Source organism: Pseudofrankia sp. DC12, assembly GCF_000966285.1.
In the GTDB taxonomy this organism is placed as follows: domain Bacteria; phylum Actinomycetota; class Actinomycetes; order Frankiales; family Frankiaceae; genus Pseudofrankia.
Window position 1 is genome coordinate 690430 of the sequence record NZ_KQ031391.1, and the last position, 23342, is coordinate 713771.

Consider the following 23342-nt stretch of genomic DNA (forward strand, 5'->3'; position numbering starts at 1 on the left):
ACGCGGCGAACTCGTGGTCGGCGATCGTTCTTCTCATCCTGCCCTACCGCCTACGCGGCACGAGTCCGGTCTCGTAGGCGATGATCGCCAGGTGGACGCGGTCACGGGCCTCGAGCTTGGCGAACAGGCGCGCGACATGGGTCTTCGCCGTCGCCGCGCTGATCACCAGCCGCTCGGCTATCTCAGTGTTCGACAGTCCCTGTCCGACCAGTGCCAGCACCTCGCGCTCCCGGTCGGTGATCTCCGCGATGAGACTCGAGTCCGCGGCGGGCTCGGCGTCGTCGGGGGCCGCAGAGCCGGACGTTCCGGCGAAGTCCGCGATCAGCCGTCGGGTCACGCTCGGCGCGATCAGCGCGTCGCCGGCCGCCACTACGCGGATCGCGTCCAGGATCGCGTCCAGGGCCATGCTCTTGAGAAGGAATCCGCTGGCGCCGGCGCGCAGTGCGCCGTAGACGTACTCGTCGTCGTCAAAGGTTGTCAGCACGAGCACCCTGGGCGGGTCCGGCTCGGCGGTCGTCTGCCGGGTCGCCTCGATGCCGTCCATGCCCGGCATGCGGATGTCCATCACCACGACGTCCGGCCGCAGCTCACGCACCAGGCGCATCGCCTCGCGGCCGTCGCCGGCCTGGCCGACCACCTCCAGGTCGTCGGTGTCGCCGATCAGGATCGTGAGCGCGACCAGCATCAGGGGCTGGTCGTCGGCGAGCAGGACGCGCACGCTCATGCCGGGAGGCTCGCCGTCACCCGGAATCCGCCCTCCGGACGTTGGCCGGCGCTGAACTGGCCGGACAGCAGCGTCACCCGCTCGCGCATGCCGAGCAGGCCGAAGCCGCTCCCGCCGGCCGCCGCCGAGGACCTCGGACGGCCCGGCCCGCCGAGACCGTCGTCCCCGTCGTCCACCACCTCGATGCTCACTCCTTCCGGCTCGTAATCGACCGCGACCCGGCATGTCCGCGCCCCGGAATGCCGCACCACGTTCGTCACCGACTCCTGGATGATCCGGAACGCCGACAGTTCGATCTCCGGCGGCAGCGGACGCTGCTCGCCCTGCCAGGTCACGTGGACCCGCACTCCGGCGTCGGCCGTGCGTTCGGCGAGCTGCGGGACGTTGGCCAGGCTGCTGGCCGGCGCCAGCGGAGCGGCCTGCGGCATGGCGTCGTCCGGCTCGGCGCGGCGTAGCGCCCCGAGCATGCGCTGCAGCTCCAGCAGCGTCTCCCGGCTGGTGGTCTCGATGCCGGTCAGCGCCTGCCGCGTCTGCTCGGGCTTGGTCTCCACGACCCGCGCCGCCGCTCCCGACAGCACCGTGATGATCCCGATGCTGTGCGCGACGCTGTCGTGCAGTTCGCGGGCGATCCGCAGCCGCTCGGCCATGACGGTGCGGGCCGCGGTCTGCTCCTGCAGGGCTTCGAGGTATTCACGGCGTTTGCGATACACCCCTCCGAAGACCCACGCGACCGCGAACCACAACGCTATCCACCCGGCCCACTGGGCCGCGCCGAAGACGGACTGCCCGTGGACGTGGACGTCGTTGACGAACGCGGCCGCGACGCCCGCGACGGAGCCGACGGCGGCAGCCTTCGGCCGCCGGGCGGCGAGGTACCCGCCCAAGGCGACGAGCAGGATGAACACGACCAAGGGCCGCGCGCCGAAAATGTCGCCGAGGACCGATTCGCCCAGGACCGCCGCGAAGACGGCCGCCGGCAGACGGCGCACCAGCAGGACCGGAAGGGCGAGCACGACGCACAGACCTATCATCTGGAAGTGCCCGAGGTCGGGGAACCGGAACAGGCCGTCGACAGGGCTCGGCGTCGTCAAGGGGAGCATCAGCGCGTAGAAGCCGGCGGCGGCCAGCACTACGGGCTGTGACATCAGCCAGGTCACGCGCTTCGATGTCGAGAGACGCTGGAGAAGCTCTTCCATACGGAGATCGTATTCCGTGGCGTCGGCTCTGCGCGTCGCCCCGGGGATGTACGCCGGTACACCCCCGGGCCGATGGCCTGCGGGAAAGGTGACATCCGCCGGCCGACGCCAGGGATCATGGTCCGTTTCTAGGTTCGTGGCCATGACGAATGCACCGATGATCGCTCTCCAAGACGCGACAAAGAAATATGACGAGGGCCCGCCAGCGCTGGCCGGTGTGACCTTGTCCGTGGCGTCCGGTGATTACGTGGCGATCCTCGGCCATTCCGGCAGCGGGAAGTCCACGCTGCTGAATCTGATCGCCGGTCTGGACAAGCCTTCCAGTGGCACCGTGACCGTCGACGGCACCCGCGTCGACCAGCTCGGTGAGGCCGGTTCGGCGAAGTACCGCCGGGCCTCGATCGGCATGATCTTCCAGTTCTTCAATCTGCTCGACGATCTGACCGTGTTGGACAACGTCATGGTTCCGGCACAGCTGGCCGGGATGGGCAAGGCCGAAGCGAAGCGGCGGGCCGTCGAGCTGCTCGGCTCGCTGGGCATCGACCGGCACGCCAAGGCCTACCCGCAGCGGCTGTCCGGCGGGCAACGGCAGCGGGTGGCGGTGGCCAGGGCCCTGATGAACAGGCCGGCGCTGCTGCTGGCCGACGAGCCGACCGGCGCTCTGGACTCGAGCTCGGCCGAGGACGTGCGGCGGCTGCTGCTGGACCTGAACGCCGAGGGCCAGACCATCCTGCTGGTCACCCACGACACCCAGCTGGCCGCGGACACCGCGCGCCGCACTGTCGAGTTGGTGGACGGCGCGGTCGAGCGGGACGTCGTCAACCACGGCAGCGGTGCCGGACTGGCCGCCCGCACGCCGCTGACCCGTCCGGCGGGAGAGGCCCGATGACACTGCGCAAGCCGCCGATGCCCCGGCGCCTGTTCGAGGTCGGCTTCCATGCCGTGGCCCGCCTGCCGCTGGCGGCGAGCCGATGAGCGCCCTGGGCAAGGTCGTACGCTCCGGCGTGGGCCGGCGCCGCCTGCAGTCCCTCGTCATGGCTCTGACGACGTTCGCGACCGTCACCACCGCGGTGGTGACGGTCGGCCTGCTGACCGCCGTGCAGGCCCCGTTCGAGCACGCCTTCAGTGCTCGGAACGGCGCGCATCTGGCGGTCCAGTTCGACAGTTCGAAGGTCACGGCCGCGCAGGCCGCCGCCACCGCTCACGCCGCCGGCGTCACCGAGGCGGCCGGACCGTACCCGATCGCCGCCGCCCTGGACACGACGATCGGCACGGACTGCGCCAAGAGCGCCGGTAACGACAACGGTCCGATCACCGTCAGCACCCGGCCCGACCTGGGCAGCACCTCCGGAATGGACCAGCTGGCGCTGACCCGGGGGCGCTGGCCGACCAGCCCGGGCGAGATCGCCCTGCCGTGGCAGGACTATGCCGCCGACTGCTTCGGCGATTCGGTGGTGTTCTCCTCCCTGCCGGGCAAGCCGTCGTTCAAGGTCGTCGGCTTCGCCGACTCGGTGACCAACAGCGCGACCGGCTTCCTCACCGCCGACGGTTTCGCGCGGCTCACCGCCGCCGGTGCCAAGTCCGACGAGCAGATGCTCTACCGGTTCGCCAAGGCCGGGACCAACGCCGACATCGCCACCGACAAGCAGGCGGTGGCCGCCGCCGCGCCGGCCGGCGCGGTCGAGAGCGGGCAGTCGTACCTGACCGCGGAGCAGCAGGCGACCGGCAACGCCAAGGCCTACGTGCCGTTCCTGATCGGCTTCGGGATCCTCGGGCTGTTCATGTCGGTGCTGATCATCTCGATCGTGGTCAGCGGGGCTGTGGCCTCGGGAATCCGGCGCATCGGGATTCTGAAGTCGCTGGGCTTCACCCCTTCGCAGGTGGCTCGCGCCTACACCGCGCAGGCCATGATCCCGGCGACACTCGGCCTGGTGCTCGGCACGGTTTTCGGCAACCTCCTGGCCGTGCCGATCCTGGGCGGGGCCACCAAGCAGTTCGGCGCGGCCAGTGCGGCCAGTGCCACGATTCCGTTGCGGGTCAGCGCCGTGGTGCCGCTGGGCACCCTGCTGATCGTCGGCGTCACGGCCTTGATCCCGGCCCTGCGGGCCGGCCGGATGCCGACGGTGCGGGCTCTGGTGGTCGGCCGCGCCCCCAAGGCCGGGGGCGGTCAGAGGGCGCAGCGTCTGGCCTCGCGGCTGCCGCTGCCCCGGGCCATGTCGTTGGGGCTGGCCCAGCCGTTCGCCCGGCCGGCCCGGACCGTCCTGGTCGGTGCGGCGGTGCTGTTCGGCGTCGTGAGTGTCACGTTCGCGGTGGGGCTGGAGACCGGGTTCAACAAGTACCTGGACACCAGTACCTCAGGCTTCAACGTCGCGTCGGAGATCGTGGAACCCACCGCCGACGTAGGGGTGCCCTGGGGTCTCTACGGCCCCAACGACCCGCGCGACCCGCACCTGGATGCCGCCAGGGTGGCCGCCGCGCTCGCTAGGATTCCGGGCACGAAGGCCGCGTTCGGCTGGGGCGACAGCGGCGCGACCATGGTCGGCGCCCCGCCCGGCGGCGAAACGGCGAAGGTGTTCACGACCACCGGCGACTTCTCCTGGACGGGCATGGAGCTGCTGTCCGGCCGCTGGTACTCGGCGCCCGGCGAGGCCGTGGTCGGCGACAAGCTGGCCTCGGCGGTGGGGATCCACGTCGGTGACGACGTCACCGTGGTGCAGCAGAACAAGCAACTGCCGCTGAAGGCCGTCGGCATCAACTTCGACACCAACGTGGGCGACTACACGGTCATGACGGATGCGGCCACCTTCACCGCCGCCGGTCTGACCCCGCACATCGACCAGTTCAACGTCGAGCTGGCCTCGAACGTCAACGGAGTGGACTGGTCCACCTCAGCCGCCGCCGCGCTGACCCCGCTGAACGCCTCGGTCCAGCGGAACTCGGACGGGGGCAAGAACATCGTGGTAGTCACCATGGGCGCCCTGGTGGCCACGCTTACGCTGATGATGATGGCGGTCGCCGCGCTCGGGGTGCTGAGCATGGTTGTGCAGGACACCCGGGAGCGGGCTCATGATCTGGGGATCTTCAAGGCCCTCGGGATGACACCCAAGCAGACCATTGCGATGGTTCTGACCTCGGTGTCCCTCACCGGCCTGGTCGCCGGGCTGATCGGGGTTCCGCTCGGGGTCGCGGTGGAGAAGGCGACGCTGACCCCGATGGGGAACGCGATCGGCCGGCACCTGCCGCCGAGCGTGTCCCACGTCTACACCGCCGGGCTGCTCATCCCCCTGCTGGCCGGCGGGATCGTGATCGCCCTGCTCGGGGCACTGCTGCCGGCCGGCTGGGCGGCACGGACCCGGACCGCCACCGCGCTGCGGACCGAGTAGGACCGAGCAGAGCCGCCGGTCGCCGCAGCAAAAGCGGTGCTGGGCATTGCACGGCGCGGCAAGAACGCCAATGCCGACCTCCCCCGGTTGACAGCCTCGGGAGGTCGGCATTCCGGCGTTTTTCCCTCAACACAAAGGCGTGAGTGGTACCCAGGCATGGCGGTCGGCGTTTTCGACCTTTTCTCGATCGGCATCGGCCCGTAGAGTTCACACACCGTCGGCCCGATACGCCGACCGCGAGACCGACTACCTGCGCTTCCTGTCCGACCTGACGGTGCCACCGGATAACAACGGCAGCGAGCGCGAGATCAGGATGGTCAAGCTCCGCCAGAAGATCTCCGGCTGCCTACGCAGCCTCACCGGCGCCAGACAGTTCTGCGCCCTGCGCAGCTACCTCTCGACGACCCGCAAACACGGGATCGCGATGCTCGACGCGCTGCGCCGCCTCGCCGAGGGCCGCCCCTGGCTACCCACCGAACGAGCCCCCGCCCTCGCTTCGGCTTAACTCAAAGTCACCGCGGGCCGGTCAATACCTGACCAGTTACCAGTCGGGTAGGCATCAGCGCACCAGTAGCGCCCGTGGCGGCGCCACGGGTCACCACTCGCCGCCGAACCGGCGTAGGCGATGTCCAGACCAGAGAGACCGATCAAAATGACTTCTGCTCTGGCATCACGGGCCGCCCCCCTCGTCGCCGAAGAACCAGTGCGAATGCTGGCACGAATGCCGGAAACTCGTTGAATGCCAACCAGTCAGGCCCGCCGATTTCGCGCCTTCGCCAACGCCAAGATTCTTGAGGTGAACCGCCCAGACGCCGGCTACGCCCCGCCGCCGCGCACCTGGCCTGACCGCAATAGTCAAGGGCAGGCAGTTCATCGGCCACGCTGTCAACGTTGACCGACCGCCGGGTCGAGGTGGACGGTCACCAGCACCGCCCGAGTGGTGTCCACGGCCGACGGCAGCCTGATCACGCTCGTCGTCGGGGTCAGGTCGTCGGTGCAGACCGTCAGCGCGCCGGGCCGGGCCTGCGCTGGCGCGAGCGGGGCGACGCGGATCTCGATCGCGTGCCGGCCGACAACCGTCAGCGCGACCGGCAGGTTCGGGCAGGAGCCACTGCCCGTCAGGCCCAGCGCCAGCCGGTGGTTCGGCTCGAGCACCGCCACCGGCGCGTCCCCGCCCAGCCCCGACCGGGCCGCCCCTGGCGGGGAACCAAGATAGTGCCACTCGACAAGGCCGTTGCGAGGCTGGGAGCGGCCGCAGCCCGTAGCCGACAACGCCACGACGAGCAGCGCCACGGCCCCGGCCGCCGGCGCCCGGCCGGCCCGGCTTCGTCCGGTCATGCCCTGACGGACCCACGCCGGCCCGTCCCGGTTCGCCCTTCCCGGCCGTACCGCGTGAGTTGGGATCCGGCGATGCACGCGAGCGGCCGCGGCCCACGGTGACGTGGAATCCTGGAGCGCATGGGAATCGTCTCGCCGGGATTTCACGGGCGGCGCCGGGGCAACACCGCACTGCCGCCCGGCCAGTACGAGGAAGAGGACTTCCCGGTGCTCTCGGCCGGGCCGACGCCACGGGTGCCGACGGACCGGTGGCAGTTCACGATCACCAGCGAGACCGGCGAGCGGTACTCGTGGAGCTGGGCCGAATTCCAGGCGCTGCCCCAGGAGACGCCGACGGTCGACATCCACTGCGTCACCCGCTGGTCGAAGTTCGCCACCACCTGGACGGGTATCTCGCTGGACACCCTGTTCGAGGACGTCGAGACGGCCGCGGACTACGCGATGATCCACTCCTACGGCGGCTACACCACGAACCTGCCATTGGAGGACCTGCTCGACGGCCAGGCCTGGGTGGCGCACCGGTACGACGGCGAGGACCTCGACCCCGAGCACGGCGGCCCGGCCCGGCTGCTCGTCCCGCACCTGTACTTCTGGAAGTCGGCCAAGTGGGTGCGCGGTATCCAGCTCATGCCGGAGGACTCGCCCGGCTTCTGGGAGGCGGCCGGCTACCACGACCGCGGCGACCCCTGGCGGGAGGAGCGCTACCAGGGCGACTGACCGCCAGAGCCGGAGGTCCGCCAGAGCAGGCAGAGCCGGCAGAGTAGGGCTGGCAGCGCGGAGCAGGCAGAGCCGGCAGTCAGGCAGGACGAGTCGAGGCGTCGAACCGCCCGGCGTTCCGGTCGGCCGGGCGCGGGCAGGAGGGTGGGGCAGCGATGGCCGGGCCGACGCGGGTCGGGGCCAGGATGGCGTGGCGGACCGGCCGTCTCGTCGAGATCCTCGACGAGACGCCGAGCGCGCGGACGCTGGTCCTGGACGTGCCGGGCTGGCCGGGGCACCTGGCCGGGCAGCGGGTCGACATCCGGCTGACGGCCGAGGACGGCTACCGGGCGTCACGGGCCTACTCGCTGGCCGCGCCCGCGGACGGCGACCGGGTCGAGGTCACCATCCAGCGGGTGCCCGACGGCGAGGTCTCGCCCTACCTGGTCGAGGTGTTCTCGGTCGGCGACCCGGTGGAGCTGCGCGGGCCGGTTGGCGGGTGGTTCGTCTGGGATCCCGCCGGACCGCCGGACCCGGTGCTGCTGGTCGCCGGCGGCTCCGGGATCGTCCCGCTGATGGCCATGATCCGGGCCCGCCGCGCCGCCGCGAGCCGGGTGCCGTTCCGCCTCGTGTACTCGGTGCGCGGCCCGGACGACGCCTACTACGCGACCGAGCTGCGCCGCCGCGCGCCCGCGGACGGCGGCCTCGACGTCACCTACGTCTACACCCGGGCCGTTCCGACGGGCTGGCCAGCCCCGCCACGGCGGATCACCTCGGCCGACCTCGGCGCGGCGGGCTGGCCGGCGGATCTCGAACCGCTGTGCTTCGTCTGCGGGCCGACGGGCTTCGTCGAGGCGGTCGCCGGCCAGCTCGTCGGCCAGGGCCACGACCCCGGCCGGATCCGGACCGAGCGGTTCGGGCCGACGGGCCGGTAGCGCTGTCCTCGCCCCCCGCGAGCAAGCATCGAGCCGATGTGGTGGACCAGACAGGGCCGATGCGCTGGTAAGGGGCCGCCGGGGTCGTCAGGGTGGACTGGGCGCGGGTCGTGAGGTGGCGCCGCGGTGGGCGAGGAGGCCTGGATGTCGTACGAGCTCTGGACGGCGGTCGACCACTACTTCGAGGGCAGGCTGGTGCCGGCGGACCCGGTCCTGGACGAGGCGCTGAAGGCGACCGCGGCGGCCGGGATCCCGTCAATCCAGGTGTCGGCGACGCAGGGGAAGCTGCTGCACCTGCTGGCGCGGCTCCACGGGGCGGCCAGGATCCTGGAGGTCGGGACGCTGGGCGGCTACAGCACGATCTGGCTGGCCCGGGCTCTGCCGGCCGGCGGGCGGCTCGTCACCCTCGAGGTCACCCCGCGGCACGCCGCCGTCGCGACGGCGAACGTCGCGCGCGCCGGCCTCGCGGACGTCGTCGACATCCGGGTCGGCCCGGCGCTGGACACCCTGCCCAAGCTGCTGGCGGAGGCCGCCGGGCCGTTCGACCTGGTCTTCATCGACGCCGACAAGGTGAACAACCCGGCCTACTTCCAGTGGGCCGTGAAGCTCACCAAGCCGGGCAGCGTCATCATCGTCGACAACGTCGTTCGCGAGGGCCAGGTGGCCAACCCGGACAGCGAGGACCCGAGCGTCGTGGGCACTCGCGAGCTCCACGACCTGATCGCCGCCGAGCCCCGGGTCAGCGCGACCGCGATCCAGACCGTCGGCAACAAGGGCTACGACGGCTTCACCCTGGCCCTGGTCGTCGGCGAGTAGGCCGAAGCCTCCGGCCGGGCCGCGTGCGATCCGCGGCCCGGGTCCGGTTCAGCCGGCGAGGGCGGCCCAGTCGAGGACGCCGGTCCCGAGGTCCCGGACGGTGGCCAGCAGGCCCAGCCGGGTCGCCCGGACCTCCGGGTCGGGGTCCATGACCAGGATGTCGTCGAAGAACCGGTCGACGGGGGCGACGAGTGGCGTGGCCGCCGCCGTGAACGACACCAGGTCGGGGGCATTCCCGAGGCCGGCCAGGGCGGCGCCGAGCGTGGCGGCGCTCTCGTGCAGAGCCCGCTCGGCCGGCTCGGCCAGGCGGGCCGGGTCGTAGCCGGCGGCGGTCCCGGCAGGGACGATGCGGCGGGCCCGGTCCAGGGCGGCGGCGACCGCGCGGAAGTCCGCCTGGCCGCGCAGGTCGGCGAGCTGGCGCGCGGCGCGCTCGGCGTACGCCGGGCGGTCGGCGCGCGGGAGGACCGCCCGCACGTGGTCGACCGGGAAGCCCTCGTCGACGAGCGCGAGCTCCAGGCGCCGGGCCAGGAAGGCCGCGGTCTCGTCCAGCAGGGCGGCGGACACCGCGACGGGCTGGCCGGCGGCCGACGCGGCCAGCGCGTCCCGCAGCGACAGCCCGGCCAGCTCGGGGCGGGTCCGCAGGATCGCGAGCGCGCCGAGCGCGGCGCGGCGGACGGCGAAGGGGTCGCTGGAGCCGGTCGGCAGGCCGACCGTCGCGGCCAGCCCGACCAGCGCGTCCAGCCGGTCGGCGAGCGCCAGCAGCGCCCCCGGGACGGTCGCCGGCAGCGGGCCGCCGGCGGAGCGGGGCAGCTCGGCCTCCAGCAGCGCGGTCGCCACGGCCGGCTGCTCGCCGGCGGCCTGCGCGTACTCGTGGGCCATCGTCCCGGCGAGGCTGGTCAGCTCGATCACCATCTGCGAGCCGAGGTCGAACTTCACCAGCTCGCTGGCGCGGCGCAATACCTCGCGGTCGGCGCCGGCCAGGCCGGGGGTGAGCCGGCCGGCGAGCGTGGCGGCGAGCGTCGCGATCCGCCCGGCTCGGTCGGCCATCGAGCCGAGCTTGTCAGTGAAGGTGAGCCGGCTCAGCCGCCCGACCATCGTCGCGAGCGGGGTCTTCAGGTCGGCCCGGTAGAAGAAGGCCGCGTCCTCGAACCGGGCCCGCAGCACCGCCTCGTTGCCGGCCCGGACGGCGTCGACGTCGACGGTGCCGTTGGCCACGGCGACGAACCGCGGCAGCAGCCGACCCGCATCGTCCGGACCGGTGGCGCTGCCAGCCCGGACCGGCAGGTACCGCTGGTGCTTGCGCATCACCGTGGTGAGCACGGCCTCCGGCAGCTCCAGGTAGCCGGGGTCGAAGCCGCCGAGGATCGGGGTCGGCTGCTCGACCAGGTAGCTGACCTCGTCGAGAAGGCGGGACTCGGCGGCGAGGTCCACGTGCCCGCCGGCCTCGGCGGCGAGCCGGGTCGCGGCGGCGGCGATCCGCTCGCGGCGGGCTGCCGGGTCGATGAGGATGCCGGCCCGGTCCATCGCCGCGGCGTGGGCGTCGGCGCCGGTCAGCTCGACCGTCGCGGGAATCCCGGCCCGGCTCGCCTGCCCGGGCGCGACCCGGACCAGGGTGGTCCGCCGCCCGCTGACCAGCCCGGCCACCTCGATCGGGATCACGGACTCGCCGAACAGGGCGACCACCCAGCGGACCGGGCGGGTGAAGCTGAGCTCCGGGTTGTTCCAGCGCATGTTCTTGCTGGCGCGCAGCTTGCGGACGACCTCGGCCAGGGCGGGCGCGAGCGCGTCGGTCGCCGGGCGGCCCCGCTCGTGGCGGACGACCGCGAGGTGCTCGACGCCGTTCTCCGTGGTCCTGGCCAGAGCGGCGACCTCGACGCTGTTGGCCCGGGCGAAACCGCTGGCGGCCGGCGTCGGCGTCCCGTCCGGCCGGAACGCGGCGGTCACCTTGGGGCCGCGCACGACCCTGGTGGCGTCCGCCTCGCGGGCCGCGACGTCGGCGACGGAGGCGACCAGCCGGCGCGGCGTCGCCGTCACCGTGAGGGCGCCGTGCGCGAGCCGGCCCTCGGCGAGCTTCTTCGCCAGCAGCGACTCGACCTGGTCGCGCGCGGCGACCGCCTCGGCGGGTGGCATCTCCTCGACGCCGATCTCCAGCAGCAGGGCGCGCGGGCCGGCCGCGAGCAGCATGCCGTGGTTGGCCGCCGGACGGGCGCCGGCCGCGGCCGTGCCGGCGGCCGCGCCGCCAGCCTGGCCGGCGGTGGCGAGCAGTGGGAAGCCGGCGGTCTGGCGGGTCGCGACCCACAGCTGGGCGACCGCGCCCGACAGCCGGCGCATCCGGGCGAACTCCACGGCCCGCTCGGCGGTCGACACCGCGCCGCGGGCGTCGAGCACGTTGAACGCGTGGCTCATCTTCAGCACGTGGATATGGGCCGGCACCGGCAGGCCGGCCTCGACGAGCCGTTCCGCCTCGGCCGCGAAGGTGTCGAGCAGCCCGCGGGTCGCGGCGACATCCGCGTCGTCCAGGTAGTAGCGCGACATCTCGTACTCGGCCTGCCCGAACAGCTCGCCGTACGACAGGCCGGGCGCACCTTCGCCGGAAGCGAACCCAGGGGCATAGCGGATGTCCTTGAAGTGGCGCACGCCCTGCAGCGCCATCAGGATGCGCTCCATGCCGTAGGTGATCTCGACCGACGGCGGGTCCAGAGGCTGGCCACCAGCCTGCTGGAAGTAGGTGAACTGGGTGATCTCCAGGCCGTCGAGCCAGACCTCCCAGCCCAGGCCCCAGGCGCCGAGCGCGGGCGAGGCCCAGTTGTCCTCGACGAAACGCACGTCGTGGGCCTCGATGTCGACGCCCAGCGCGATCAGTGAGCCCAAGTAGAGCTCCTGGGGGTTGCCCGGCTCCGGCTTGAGGATCACCTGGTACTGGGTGTGGGTCTGCAGCCGGTTCGGGTTCTCCCCGTAGCGGGCGTCGTCGGGGCGGACCGACGGCTCGACGTAGGCGACCTTCCACGGCTCCGGGCCGAGCACCCGCAGCGCGGTCGCCGGGTTCAGCGTGCCGGCGCCGACCTCGGTGTTCATCGGCTGCACGACCAGGCAGCCCTGCTCGCTCCAGTACGCGGCCAGGCGCGCGAGTGCGTCCTGCATGGTCAGCACGAGGTGGCTCCGATTTGCCTGAGGGAGAGACCGGCGGCGCCAGGCCGAGGCGACGCTGAGCGTCCCTGGCGCGGCGGCGCTGACCGGCCCAGAATCCGTGACAGCGTGGTAGGCCCACTGTAGCCACGAGAGTCGCGCCCGCAGGCGAGGGCCGGGGGCGGGCTCGCGGTCAGGGGTGTGAAGGCCGCACTCCGGTCACCCAGCCCTGGCCGGCTCCACGCAGGGCGGGCGATCGGCGCTAGCCGGCGGCGAGCTCGCGGTGCAGCAGGCCGAGCCGGGCGGTCGCCCTGTCCCGGTCGGGGCCGGGTGGCAGCAGCCGGCGGCAGGCCTCCCAGACGTCGAGGTCATCCTCGCCGGCCGGGCCGTCGGCCCAGCGCAGCAGCAGCGCCGCGTCGCGCCGGCGCAGCAGGCCGACCCGTACCTCGGCGCGCAGCCGGTCGCGCAGCACCGCGATCCCGGGCGCGACCGAGCGCGGCAGCAGCTGCCCGGCCCACCGGTCGACGACGGCCGCGTGGTCGCCGGCGGACAGCAGCCGGCGCAGCTCGGCGACGTCGGTGTCGAGGGGGCCGACGAGACGGTAGGGCCGGGACTCCACCAGGCCCGGCCCGACGACCCGGCGCAGCCTCGACAGCTCGGCCCGGATCGTCACCGGGTCCAGCGGGCGCTCGTCGACCGCGGCGGCCAGCTCGTCGGCGGTCAGGCCCTCCGGGTGCTCGGCCAGCAGCAGGAGCAGCTCCGCGTGGCGTGGGGTGACCGGGACCCGCCTGCCGGCGACGACCAGCGCCGGGGCTTCCGGGCCCACGACCTCCAGGCGAGTTCCCGCCGGGGCGCTCTGGTGGGTGCCGGTATCGGTGAGGCGCCGGATCAGCAGCTCGCGCTCGGCGGCGGCGACCGTCGCGGAGATCAGCGCGAGCACCGCTGGCACGGCGGCCCGGCCGTCGCCCGTGACGTCGACGGCGCCGATGACCCGGTGGTCCGCGGGGTCGTGCACCGGGCTCGCCGAGCAGCTCCACGGCCGGACGGTGCGGACCCAGTGCTCGGCGGCGGCGACCCGTGCCACCCCGTCGATCGCGAGGGCGAGCCCCGGGGCGTTCGTGCCGGCGTGTGCCTCGTCCCAGCCGGCGCCGGCTGTGAAGCCCATGTCCTCGGCCCGGCCGCGCACGGTGTGGTCGCCCTCGACCCACAGCAGGGTGCCGTCGGCGTCGCTGACCGCGACGATCAGCCCGTCGGCGCCGACCCGCGCGACGAGCAGGTCGCGGACCAGCGGCAGGACGGCGGCTAGCGGATGGGCCGCCCGCGCGGCCCCGAGGCGCTCCCCCGCCAGCCGGAGCGGCGGGCAGTTGTGCTCCGGGTCGACCCCGAACGAGCGGGACCGTGCCCACGAGTCGACGACCGTGCGCCGGACCGCGGGCCGCGGCGCGCGCGTGGCATCCACCGGCAGCGGCGCGCCAGCCGCAACCGACTCTCGTGCCTGCTGGACCAGCCGCGGCGCGGCCACCTCATCCGTCACGCTCGATCACCGTTTCGATCGAAGCGACTCCACCAGATCCGTATGACGGGGATCACACTACGCCGACCTGGTCCACGCCGAGACCGTCCCGTATCGGACGCGAAAGAACGTGGCCCGTTCCGGTCATCACCCCGACCCGCACCGACGCGGCGTGGCAGCCGCGCTGGCAACGGGATTGCAACGTCGGCGTGGCTACCGTCCGGGACGCACGACGGCCCGAGGCCGCGGGACCCGACGAGGCCTCGCACGGTCTTCGGCTGGCAGCGACACCAGTCCTACTTCAGGAAGGACGCGCGATGGCCGTCTTCGCCCGTCCGGGGCAGCCCGGTTCACCCGTCAGCTACGCGTCACGCTACGACAACATCATTGGTGGCGAGTACACCCCGCCGGTCCAGGGCCGGTACTTCGAGAACCCGAGCCCGGTGACCGGCGAGACGTTCACCGAGATCGCCCGGTCGAGCGCCGAGGACATCGAGCTGGCGCTGGACGCCGCGCACGCCGCCGCGCCGGCCTGGGGCCGCACCTCCGTGGCCGAGCGCGCCGTCGTCCTGAACAAGATCGCCGACCGGATGGAGCGGAACCTCGAGAAGCTCGCCGTCGCGGAGAGCTGGGACAACGGCAAGCCGGTCCGGGAGACGCTGGCCGCGGACATCCCGCTGGCGATCGACCACTTCCGGTACTTCGCCGGGGCGATCCGTGCTCAGGAAGGGTCGCTGTCCGAGATCGACGCGGACACCGTCGCGTACCACTTCCATGAGCCGCTCGGCGTCGTCGGGCAGATCATCCCGTGGAACTTCCCGATCCTGATGGCGGTCTGGAAGCTCGCGCCCGCGCTCGCGGCGGGCAACGCCGTCGTGCTGAAGCCGGCCGAGCAGACCCCTGCCTCCATCAACATCCTTTGGGATCTCATCAGCGACCTGGTCCCGCCGGGCGTGCTGAACGTGGTGCAGGGCTTTGGCGTGGAGGCGGGCAAGCCGCTCGCGTCGTCGAGCCGGATCGCCAAGATCGCGTTCACCGGTGAGACGACGACCGGTCGGCTGATCATGCAGTACGCCAGCCAGAACCTGATCCCCGTGACGCTGGAGCTCGGCGGCAAGAGCCCGAACATCTTCTTCGCCGACGTGGCCGCCGCCGAGGACGACTTCCACGACAAGGCGCTCGAGGGCTTCACCATGTTCGCCCTCAACCAGGGCGAGGTCTGCACCTGCCCGAGCCGGGCGCTGATCCAGCGCTCGATCTACGACGACTTCCTGGACAAGGCAGCCATCCGCACCAAGGCCGTTCGCCAGGGCAACCCACTCGATACGGACACCATGATCGGCGCCCAGGCCAGCACCGACCAGCTGGAGAAGATCCTCTCCTACATCGACATCGGCAGGAAGGAGGGCGCCAGGGTGGTGCTCGGCGGCGAGCGGGCCGAGCTCGGCGGGGACCTCGCCGGCGGCTACTACGTCCAGCCGACGATCTTCTCGGGCGACAACGGGATGCGGATCTTCCAGGAGGAGATCTTCGGCCCGGTCGTCTCCGTCGCGGCGTTCGACGAGTACGCCGACGCCATCAAGATTGCCAACGACACCCTCTACGGCCTCGGCGCCGGGGTGTGGACCCGCGACACGAACACGGCCTACCGTGCGGGCCGCGAGATCAAGGCGGGCCGGGTCTGGACGAACTGCTACCACCTCTACCCGGCGCACGCGGCGTTCGGCGGGTACAAGCAGTCCGGCATCGGGCGGGAGAACCACCTCGCGATGCTCGACCACTACCAGCAGACCAAGAACCTGCTGGTCTCCTACTCCCCGAAGGCGATGGGCTTCTTCTAGCCCGCTCGGCCAGCACCCCTGCCAGACCAGCACCCCCGCTCGACCAGCGCCCCCGGGAGGCCGTCATGGGCCAGGTTCGTAGGGTCGACGCGACGCCGGCCGCCGCCGCGATGCTCCGGTCGCTGACGGCGGCGCACGGCCCGCTGATGATCCACCAGTCCGGCGGGTGCTGTGACGGTTCCTCGCCGATGTGCTACCCGCGCGGGGAGTTCCTCGTCGGGGACGGGGACGTCCTGCTCGGCGTCCTCGACCTCGACGACACCGCCAGCCTCGCCGAGCCGGCGGCCCTGGCCGGTCTACCGGGCCGAGTCCCCGGCTCGGCGGACTGGCCGGACGACCCGGGCCCGACCGGCGCGACGGTGCCGGTCTACATCGGCGGCGCCCAGTTCGCGTACTGGTCGCACACCCGGCTCACGATCGACCTGGTCCGCGGCCGTGGCGGCGGCTTCAGTCTCGAGGCCCCGGAGGGCTACCGGTTCCTGACCCGGTCCCGCCTGTTCACCGAGGACGAGACCGAGGCACTGGAGGCAGCGGGACCGCCGGCCCGCGGCCCGCTCGTGTCCTGATCGGACCAGCGGCCGGGCTCAGGCGAAGTCCCGGACGAACAGCACGACGGCGACGGCCAGGCCGAGGATGACGACGCCCCGGCGCAGCCACACCGCCGGCAGCAGCCGGGCGGCCCGCGCGCCCATCACGCCGCCGGCCGCCGAGGTGACGACGAGGATGCCGGCGTAGGCCCAGGCGACCTGGGCGCTGACCAGGAAGACGACCACGCCCACCGCGTTGACGATGAACGACAGCAGCGTCTTCAGCGCGTTCGTCCGCTGCAGGTCGTCGACGAGCAGGATGCCCATCACCGCGAGCAGCAGGACGCCCAGGCCGGCACCGAAGTACGACCCGTACGCGCCGGCGACGAACACCCCGATCCGGGTCGGCCAGGTGACCGGCCGGTCCGCGCCCGGCGACGGCCCCGCCGCGGCGACGGCCGGCCCCGCCGGGGCCACGGCCGTCCCTACCGGGGCCGTCGCCGTCCCAGCGCCGGCCGGCTGGGCCGTGCCGACGGCCAGCGCCGGGGCCGCATCCGTGGCCACCGTCGGTCCCGGAGTCCGGGCCGAGGTCAGGGCCGCGGCCTTGGCCGCCCGGCGCCGCGCGACGACGCCGGACAGTTTCGACTGGCTGGCCAGCAGCAGGCAGGCGATGAGGACCAGGAACGGGACCGCGGTCTTGAAGCTGTCCTTGGGCGTCACCAGGAGGATCACCGCGCCGACGATCCCGCCCAGGATCGCGGCCGGCGCCAGCGCCCGCAACCGGGGCAGCTGGCCGGACAGCTCTCGCCGGTAGCCGAGGGCGCCACCCGCGTAGCCCGTGACCAGCCCGGTCGACGAGGTGATGTTGGCGGTGACGGCCGGCAGCCCCGCGGCCAGCAGGGCCGGGAAGGCGAGCAGCGTGCCGCCGCCGGCCACCGCGTTGACGGCGCCGGCGGCCAGCCCGGCGCCGGCCGTCAACAGCGCGTCCAGTCCATTCACGCGGGTTCATCCTCCGGTTCGCAAGGTCCGCGCGCCTCGTGCCGGGACCGACGAGGCGCCGCCCGGACGGCCACTCCCCCATCGTCGCGCACGCGGCCCGCACGGACCGCCACGAACCGGGCGAACCGGGCCGACCGAGCCGAAGACCACATTCTTCCGGGCCGTCGACGGACCGGCCGGGTGGATCCAGATCAGAGGACGCGGGTCCGGATGAGCACGCCGCAGACCGCGGCGGACGGCGCCATCGGCAGCCAGGAGGTGAGCAGCCGGTAGCCGAGGACAGCCGCGATCGCCGTCGTCGTCGGGGCGCCGGCGCCGGTGAGCAGCGCCGTCAGCGCCGCGTCCAGACCACCGAAGCCCCCGGGCGACGGGATGATCGCCGAGAGTGCGCTGGCTACCAGGTAGACAGGAATGATCTTGCCTGCGCCGAGGGGCGCGTGCAGCGCCGCGGCGATCGCGCACAGGGTGGCGGCGTGCAGCATCGGGATCGCGATCGAGCCGCCCCACAGCAGCGCCGCGCGGCTCGTGCTGCCGCTGCCCGCCAGCAGGGCGCGCTGCTCGACGACCCGGCGCGCGCCCGTCCGGACCAGCCGGCGGGCCTTCGGCACGCAGGCCGCGACCGCCACCAGCACGCCCAGGCCGGCCAGCAGGTAACCGGTCTGGCCGGGGATGCCGACCCGTGGCAGCGGAACGGCCCCACATACCAGCAGGATCACGAGCACCACCGCGTGCGGGAGCGCCCCCGCCGTCGCGTTGGCGGCCGTCGCGGCCACCGCCTCGGCCATCGAGAACCCGCGCCGCAGCAGATAGCGGGTCTGCAGCGCGGCGACGCCCATGCCCGCGGGCACGAGCACGTTGGGCAGGATGCCGGCGATCTGGACGGCGACGAGCTGGCCGAACGGGAGGTTGCGCGCGACCGCGCCCTTCATGCTGGCCGCCGCGGCGATGTAGGTGGCGCACGCGGCGATCGCGGCGACGATCAGCCATTCACCGTCGGCCGACTTGCAGGCCTCGAACGCGGCCACGAGCTCATGGCGGTGGGTCCCCAGCCAGATCGCGCCGATGGCGGGCGTGACGACGCTGAGCACCGCCATGATCCGCTTGTTCCGCCGTGACCGGGTGGAACTCCCGGCGGACTGCTCCGCGTCGTCCTCGGCGGGCAGGTCGGTGAGGAGCACCTCCACCAGCGGCTCGTCCGTCAGCTCCGCGAACGGCCGGGCGGATGGCGCCGCGGCGACCAGGGCGGTCGCGGGCTGGGCCGCCTCGACAGGCTCCATCGCCCGGCCTACGCGTGGTCCACGGGCGCGGGCTCGCCGCCCGGCGCGGAGCCGACCAGCGGAGCGCCTGGCTCACGCGGCGCGGGCTGGTCGCTGAGCAGCGTCGCGAGGCGGGCACCGAGGTGCTCCCAGGTCCAGGCCGAGCTCATCCACTGCCGGCCGGCCGCGCCCAGCTGGCGGGCCCGGTCCGGGTCCGCGAGCAGCTCGTCGACGGCGCGGGCCACCGCGGCGACATCCGTCCCGTCCACGACCACTCCGCTCTCACCGGGGATCACCACTTCGGGCGCACCCCCGTGCAGGCCGGTGATGACCGGCTTACCGGCGGCCGCCGCCTCCAGCGACGACAGCCCGAGCCCCTCCAGGTCCAGCCCGCCCTTGCGCGGACGCGACGGCATCGCGAAGACGTCAGCGGCGTCCAGGTAGGCTGGCAGATCCTCTTCAGCAACCGGGCCGGTGAAGACGACATTCCCGGCGACCCCCGCCGACGCCGTGATCCGACGCAGCCGAGCGGCGTCGCGGCCCTTGCCGACGACGACGAGCAGCGCGTCCGGATGGTGGCGCAACACCGACGGCAACCCCCTGATCAGGACGTCCTGGCCCTTGCGCGGCACCAGACGGGCAACACACGTCACGATAGGCCGTCCACCCCAGCCGTGCCTGCGTCGGAGTTCTTCACCGCCGGCGCCCGGGTGGAAACGGTCGACGTCGACGCCGCCGGTGAGCCGCTCGAACCGCGTGCCGGCCGGGGCGACCTTGCGCAGCCGGCGCAGCGTCACGTCGGTCAGGTGGGTGACGACGTCGGCCTTGCCCGCGACCGAGCGGACCAGCTGGTAGCCGTAGGGCAGGTGAGACCAGCCGTACTCGTGGCCGTGGGTGGACGAGACCACCCACTCGACGCCGGCCCGGCGCAGCGCCGGGGCGATCATCCCGCGAGGCGTGCCGGCCGGGAACCAGGCCGCGGTGCAGCCTTCCGCGAGCGCGATCCGGCCGATCGCCGGGCCGACGCCCGGCAGCCGCAGGTTCGCCGCCGGGTGGCGGATGATCTCGAAGGGCGCGTCGGCGTCGAGCTTCGGCGCGTCCAGATGCGGCGGCGCGACGACCAGGACCTTGTCCCGCGGGAGCATGGCGGCGAAGCAGTACGCGAAGGTCTGGATGCCACCCATCACCGGCGGGAACTTGTCCGCGACGATCAGCGTGCGGTGCATGGACAGGGTCTGCCGCCCTTCGGCGGACGGCGCGTGATGTCCGCGTTGGCTGAGGGACGGCCAGTGGTCAGACCCAGGTAACCGCCCGGTTGGACATACCGGAAGATACCCTGTACCTGCGCGATCACAGTGGCAGACGTGCCGCCGTTGTGGCCCTTTCCATCTCGGTCGGCGTCACCGCGCCGGCATTGTCACCGGACGTGCCGAGCGGCCAGCGCAACCCACCGGTCCCGGCACGGCGGTGTTCTCCCCTGCGCCTCCGGTCCCGGTCAGATCGCCCGGGTCATGCCCGGCCCGACGCGGGCGCGAGGCCGTTGAGGATGTCGATCGCGTGCGTCAGGTCGCCGATGTTGACGAAGTCGACGGCGACGAAGTTGACCCTGCGGTGCCGGACGTCCTCGCAGGTCCGGGCCCGGGCGACGACCGTGGCGCTGGCGTTGTCGGCCAGCGCGGCCCGCCGGCTCGGGGCGGCCGTCGTCAGCCAGTGGTTGACCAGGAGCAGCCGGGCCTCCGCCGACCCGCGTTTCACCGCGCAGCCGGTCAGGTCGGACGCGGTGCGGGCGTCGAAGGGGGTGTCCGAGCCATAGCGGTAGAAGGACCGAAGGAAGCTACCGGGCGTGTCCTGACTCTCGGTGAACATGACCAGCCGGTGGCCGGAGCTGATCATCTGCCCCAGCGTCGGCCAGGCGCCGCCCGGGTCCGCGGGTGGCGTGAGCACGGTCCGCCCGAGCCCCGCAGCCTCGACCGCGCCGATGATCTCACTGGCCGGCGCCTCGTCCTGGATGATGACCGTGACAACCTCGGCCGGGTTCCGGTTGAGCCAGTCCCCGATCGCGCGCAGCTGCGTGGTGAGGTCGATCGCGCCGAGCTGGCACATGTCGTGGCAGAGCCACAGCCCCGGCCGGGTCGACAGCGCCCCTCGGGTCAGCGGCTCCAGCGCGGTCCGTTCCGACGGCGTGAGCCCGTCCAGGGCGGTCTGGACCTCCTCGGGGGTCGTCCAGTGATGCACGTCGATCAGCAGGCCGCGCACGCCGAGATCGAGCTGGTGGACGATCGACGGGTCCTGCCCGGGGCCGAGGAACCGGTCCTCGCTGTCCGCCATCGCGTTGTGGCTGGCCGCGTAGCTGACCTGGTCGTAGGGGCGGTCGCACAGCCGGGCCGAGCCCTCGCAGACCACGCGGGCATCCGCCGCCGCACCCGGGAACGCGGCCCAGGTGACCCCGACCAGCGTCGGGATGACCACGACGGTGGTGGCGACCACCCGCCGCCACCGGGCATGACGCTCGAGGCGGGTGGAGAGCGCGACCAGGAGTGAGACGCCGGTGATCACGCCTCCGATCACCAGCATCCAGATCGTCAGCCGCAGGAAGTCGCTCTCGATTCCCCGGTAGGCGGTCGCGCCGAAGTCGGTGAGCACGTGCGCGGCGCCCGGCGGCAGCTTCGAGCCGGGCTTGTCCAGCGCGGTCAGCGGGTTCGGCAGCGTCAGGCGCATCACGACGCCCAGCAGCAGCGAGCCGGCGCCGGCCGCGAGGGCGGTGTAGCCGACGGCCCGGACCGGTGACCGCCCGCGCCCTCGGGCGACCGTGACCACGCCCACCAGGCCGCCGAACATCGCCAGCACACTGGCCAGGATGATCACGGGCAGTCGCTGGGACAGGTCGTGCAGCCGCTCGACGGCGCGGATGGTCGGTTTGTGGCTCAGGTCCGACAGCGAGACCCCGAGGTCGAGCACGGTGCCGTCGACCAGCTTGCCCCGCAGCCGGGCGATGGCCTGGTCGTCACCCCGGAACAGCGGCGGCCCGAGCACCGCCAGGGCCCCGGCGACATCGCCCTGCAGCAGCAGCGCCCGCGCGGGTGCCTCGACCGTCGCCCGCGTCGCCGGGTCGAGCCGGGTGAGCACCGCGTCGAGGACCAGGTCGACGTCCTGCGGGCGCAGCCGCATCGTCGGGAGGTTCTTCGGCGGCTTGCCCGCGGCGACGGCATCGAGCGCGGCGAGCACACCGTCGGTGAAGTCCGAGACGCTCGACACCTGGTAGGTGGCGCCGGCGCCGAGCTCACCCGCGATGTACCGGTTGGCGAGGCCCGAGATGTTCGCGAACAACGGGCGCAGGTCGGCGGTGAGCACGACGTTGTTCTGGTCGCCCCGCAGGTAGCCGACGATCCGGTCGATCTGCTCGTCCGTCAGGCCCTCGACCGTGGACGGCGGCAGCACCGTCCGCAGGTTCGCCGTGATCAGCGTGCGGTCGATCGGGAGGCCGGCCATCAGGTCGTCGACGGCGGGGTCGGGCAGGATCTCGGTGTAGATCCGGTCGTAGGCGTGCACCCGGGTGAGGCCCTGGGTGTAGTAGTTCGGCGACAGCACGGTGGCGCGCACGGTGAGGATGACCAGCAGCGGCAGCCACGCCAGCACCACGAGCAGAGTCAGCGCCACCTGGGCCAGCAGCCACCATCCGGCGTTGCCCTGGTCGGACGGGCGGGCCGGTCCGCGTCGGGGCCGGTCTGCGCTGCGGGCGGATGCGTCGGGCCGGTCCGATTGCTCGCGACCCGCCGCTGGCGGCTCTCCCGTCGACGGCGACGCCTTTGTCCCGTTCCGCTGCCCGAGCCGCACATGCCCCAACCTACCGAGGTCTCCGTGGGCTACACCACGATGGCGGCACCCCTGGTGGTGAAGGGCAGATTCAGGCCAGCGAGGCGAGGGCCGACTCGATGCGGGCGGCCACCTCGTCGGGCGTACCCGAGCCGTCGACGGTGCGCAGGAGGCCGGCGCGAGTGTAGTAGGCGCGCAGCGGGGCGGTGCGCTCGGCGAAGACCTTGAGGCGGCGCTTGGCCGTCTCCTCGTTGTCGTCGAGCCGGTCCTCGGTGCTGGACCGGTGGCTGATCCGGCGCAGCACGGTCGACTCGTCGACGTCGAGGTCGAGGACGACGTCCACCGCGCGGGCGTTCTCGGCGCATTTGGCCGGGGGCAGGCGAAGCCGTTCCGACGCGAGCTGGTGGGCGGCCAGCGCGTCGCCGAACCGGGCGTCGAACGCCACGGCCTGGGCGACCGTGCGCGGGAAACCGTCGAGCAGGAAGCCGCGGCAGGCGTCGGCGGCGACCGGTATCGGGGCGAACCCACCGGGGCCGGCCAGGGCGGACACAGGCGCGGCGGCGGCGACCGGGGTACTCGCGGCGAGGGCGGCCACGGGCTCGTGGTCGAGCACGGCGGCGGCCGCGGAGCCGAACAGGCGTTCCGCGACCAGGTCGAGCACGAGCTCGTCGGGGACGAGCTCGCCGGAGCGGACGAACTCCTCGGCGCGACGGCCGAGCGGTGAACCAGCGGCGATCTCCGCGTCGAGCAGCCGGCCGGTGGAGATCGCCGGGATGCCGTGGCGGGAGCTGACCCGTGCGGCCTGCGTGCCTTTTCCTGAGCCCGGAGGTCCGAGCAGCACGACTCTCACCGAATGGACGCTACCGCGCACCAATCCCCCACATAGCTGGATGACCTGTAAGAAATATGACCTGACTTCGCGGGAACAACGGCCGGAATCGCCCAAACTCCGCGCCTAAAGGAGACAGTCAACTGAACTCGTCTCAGGCGTCTGGCGGCCCTGCCTGGGGGCGCGGCCAAGGTCCGCACCGACGGCGTCCGCCGGCGTGGTCGACCTGCCCTGCCGCGGCCCGCGCAGCCTATCCGTCAGCGTCGTCATACGTCCACCCGGACTTCACCCGGGGACGGGATCAATGCCCACGGCCACCATCGACCCGAGATCCACACAGGTCGCCCACG

General features: G+C 72.9%; 18 protein-coding genes. 8 read left to right on the plus strand and 10 right to left on the minus strand.

The window, feature by feature from the left end; all coding sequences use genetic code 11:
* Positions 1 to 43 precede the first annotated feature (43 nt).
* Both FRADC12_RS02745 and FRADC12_RS02750 read right to left on the minus strand, forming a co-directional pair.
* Entirely contained in the window at positions 44 to 724 is a 681-nt protein-coding gene (locus FRADC12_RS02745) for a response regulator (RefSeq protein WP_045875424.1), read from the minus strand.
* Complete coding sequence (locus FRADC12_RS02750) at positions 721 to 1920, minus strand: sensor histidine kinase (RefSeq protein ID WP_198152757.1); 1200 nt, start codon at positions 1918 to 1920, stop codon at positions 721 to 723. The genes FRADC12_RS02745 and FRADC12_RS02750 overlap by 4 nt, the downstream gene beginning before the upstream one ends.
* A 142-nt stretch (positions 1921 to 2062) precedes the next feature.
* Between FRADC12_RS02750 and FRADC12_RS02755 the strand changes: the two genes are divergently transcribed.
* The 3 genes from FRADC12_RS02755 to FRADC12_RS29055 all read left to right on the plus strand — a co-directional run bounded on the left by FRADC12_RS02755 (position 2063) and on the right by FRADC12_RS29055 (position 5808).
* Entirely contained in the window at positions 2063 to 2809 is a 747-nt protein-coding gene (locus FRADC12_RS02755; RefSeq protein WP_045875425.1) for an ABC transporter ATP-binding protein, read from the plus strand.
* An 82-nt stretch (positions 2810 to 2891) separates the two neighbouring features.
* Positions 2892 to 5303 (plus strand): ABC transporter permease, encoded by a 2412-nt coding sequence (locus FRADC12_RS02760; protein WP_045875426.1) that lies wholly within the window; start codon positions 2892 to 2894, stop codon positions 5301 to 5303.
* 139 nt (positions 5304 to 5442) lie between these two features.
* A complete protein-coding gene (locus FRADC12_RS29055; protein ID WP_232303573.1) occupies positions 5443 to 5808 on the plus strand; it encodes an IS66 family transposase in 366 nt (121 codons plus the stop codon).
* A 380-nt stretch (positions 5809 to 6188) separates the two neighbouring features.
* Here FRADC12_RS29055 and FRADC12_RS02770 read toward each other — a convergent pair whose 3' ends face one another.
* Positions 6189 to 6641, minus strand: coding sequence for a hypothetical protein (locus FRADC12_RS02770; RefSeq protein WP_045875427.1), 453 nt, complete (start codon positions 6639 to 6641; stop codon positions 6189 to 6191).
* A 120-nt stretch (positions 6642 to 6761) separates the two neighbouring features.
* On the opposite strand from FRADC12_RS02770, the gene FRADC12_RS02775 reads away from it, so the two are divergent.
* From FRADC12_RS02775 to FRADC12_RS02785, 3 genes are all read left to right on the plus strand, one after another.
* Positions 6762 to 7358, plus strand: coding sequence for a sulfite oxidase-like oxidoreductase (locus FRADC12_RS02775; RefSeq protein WP_045875428.1), 597 nt, complete (start codon positions 6762 to 6764; stop codon positions 7356 to 7358).
* 155 nt (positions 7359 to 7513) lie between these two features.
* Positions 7514 to 8272: a ferredoxin reductase gene (locus FRADC12_RS02780; protein ID WP_045875429.1), complete on the plus strand. Its 759-nt coding sequence runs from the start codon at positions 7514 to 7516 to the stop codon at positions 8270 to 8272.
* Positions 8273 to 8416: 144 nt separating this feature from the next.
* Positions 8417 to 9088 (plus strand): O-methyltransferase, encoded by a 672-nt coding sequence (locus FRADC12_RS02785; RefSeq protein ID WP_045879000.1) that lies wholly within the window; start codon positions 8417 to 8419, stop codon positions 9086 to 9088.
* Positions 9089 to 9136: 48 nt separating this feature from the next.
* Here the strand turns inward: FRADC12_RS02785 and FRADC12_RS02790 are convergent, their stop codons facing one another.
* Both FRADC12_RS02790 and FRADC12_RS02795 read right to left on the minus strand, forming a co-directional pair.
* Complete coding sequence (locus FRADC12_RS02790; RefSeq protein ID WP_198152758.1) at positions 9137 to 12238, minus strand: glycine--tRNA ligase; 3102 nt, start codon at positions 12236 to 12238, stop codon at positions 9137 to 9139.
* Between the two features lie 238 nt (positions 12239 to 12476).
* Positions 12477 to 13748, minus strand: coding sequence for a sigma-54-dependent transcriptional regulator family protein (locus FRADC12_RS02795; RefSeq protein WP_045875430.1), 1272 nt, complete (start codon positions 13746 to 13748; stop codon positions 12477 to 12479).
* Positions 13749 to 14044: 296 nt separating this feature from the next.
* On the opposite strand from FRADC12_RS02795, the gene adh reads away from it, so the two are divergent.
* On the plus strand, positions 14045 to 15568 hold the full coding sequence (gene adh / locus FRADC12_RS02800) for an aldehyde dehydrogenase (RefSeq protein ID WP_045875431.1): 1524 nt from the start codon (positions 14045 to 14047) through the stop codon (positions 15566 to 15568).
* 65 nt (positions 15569 to 15633) lie between these two features.
* Complete coding sequence (locus tag FRADC12_RS02805; protein ID WP_045875432.1) at positions 15634 to 16134, plus strand: DUF779 domain-containing protein; 501 nt, start codon at positions 15634 to 15636, stop codon at positions 16132 to 16134.
* An 18-nt stretch (positions 16135 to 16152) separates the two neighbouring features.
* Here the strand turns inward: FRADC12_RS02805 and FRADC12_RS02810 are convergent, their stop codons facing one another.
* The 5 genes from FRADC12_RS02810 to FRADC12_RS02830 all read right to left on the minus strand — a co-directional run bounded on the left by FRADC12_RS02810 (position 16153) and on the right by FRADC12_RS02830 (position 23034).
* Positions 16153 to 17094: a sulfite exporter TauE/SafE family protein gene (locus FRADC12_RS02810; RefSeq protein WP_045875433.1), complete on the minus strand. Its 942-nt coding sequence runs from the start codon at positions 17092 to 17094 to the stop codon at positions 16153 to 16155.
* A 191-nt stretch (positions 17095 to 17285) separates the two neighbouring features.
* On the minus strand, positions 17286 to 18371 hold the full coding sequence (locus FRADC12_RS02815; RefSeq protein ID WP_045875434.1) for a lysylphosphatidylglycerol synthase transmembrane domain-containing protein: 1086 nt from the start codon (positions 18369 to 18371) through the stop codon (positions 17286 to 17288).
* Between the two features lie 8 nt (positions 18372 to 18379).
* The gene (locus FRADC12_RS02820) at positions 18380 to 19576 is read right to left on the minus strand and encodes a glycosyltransferase family 4 protein (RefSeq protein WP_045875435.1); all 1197 of its coding nucleotides are present in this window, start codon (positions 19574 to 19576) and stop codon (positions 18380 to 18382) included.
* Positions 19577 to 19859: 283 nt separating this feature from the next.
* Positions 19860 to 22007 carry a phosphoinositide-specific phospholipase C-related protein gene (locus tag FRADC12_RS02825; RefSeq protein ID WP_232303574.1) on the minus strand — a complete coding sequence of 716 codons (2148 nt, stop codon included), beginning with the start codon at positions 22005 to 22007 and terminating at the stop codon, positions 19860 to 19862.
* 247 nt (positions 22008 to 22254) lie between these two features.
* The gene (locus tag FRADC12_RS02830) at positions 22255 to 23034 is read right to left on the minus strand and encodes a nucleoside monophosphate kinase (protein ID WP_084010411.1); all 780 of its coding nucleotides are present in this window, start codon (positions 23032 to 23034) and stop codon (positions 22255 to 22257) included.
* Between the last annotated feature and the right edge of the window lie 308 nt (positions 23035 to 23342).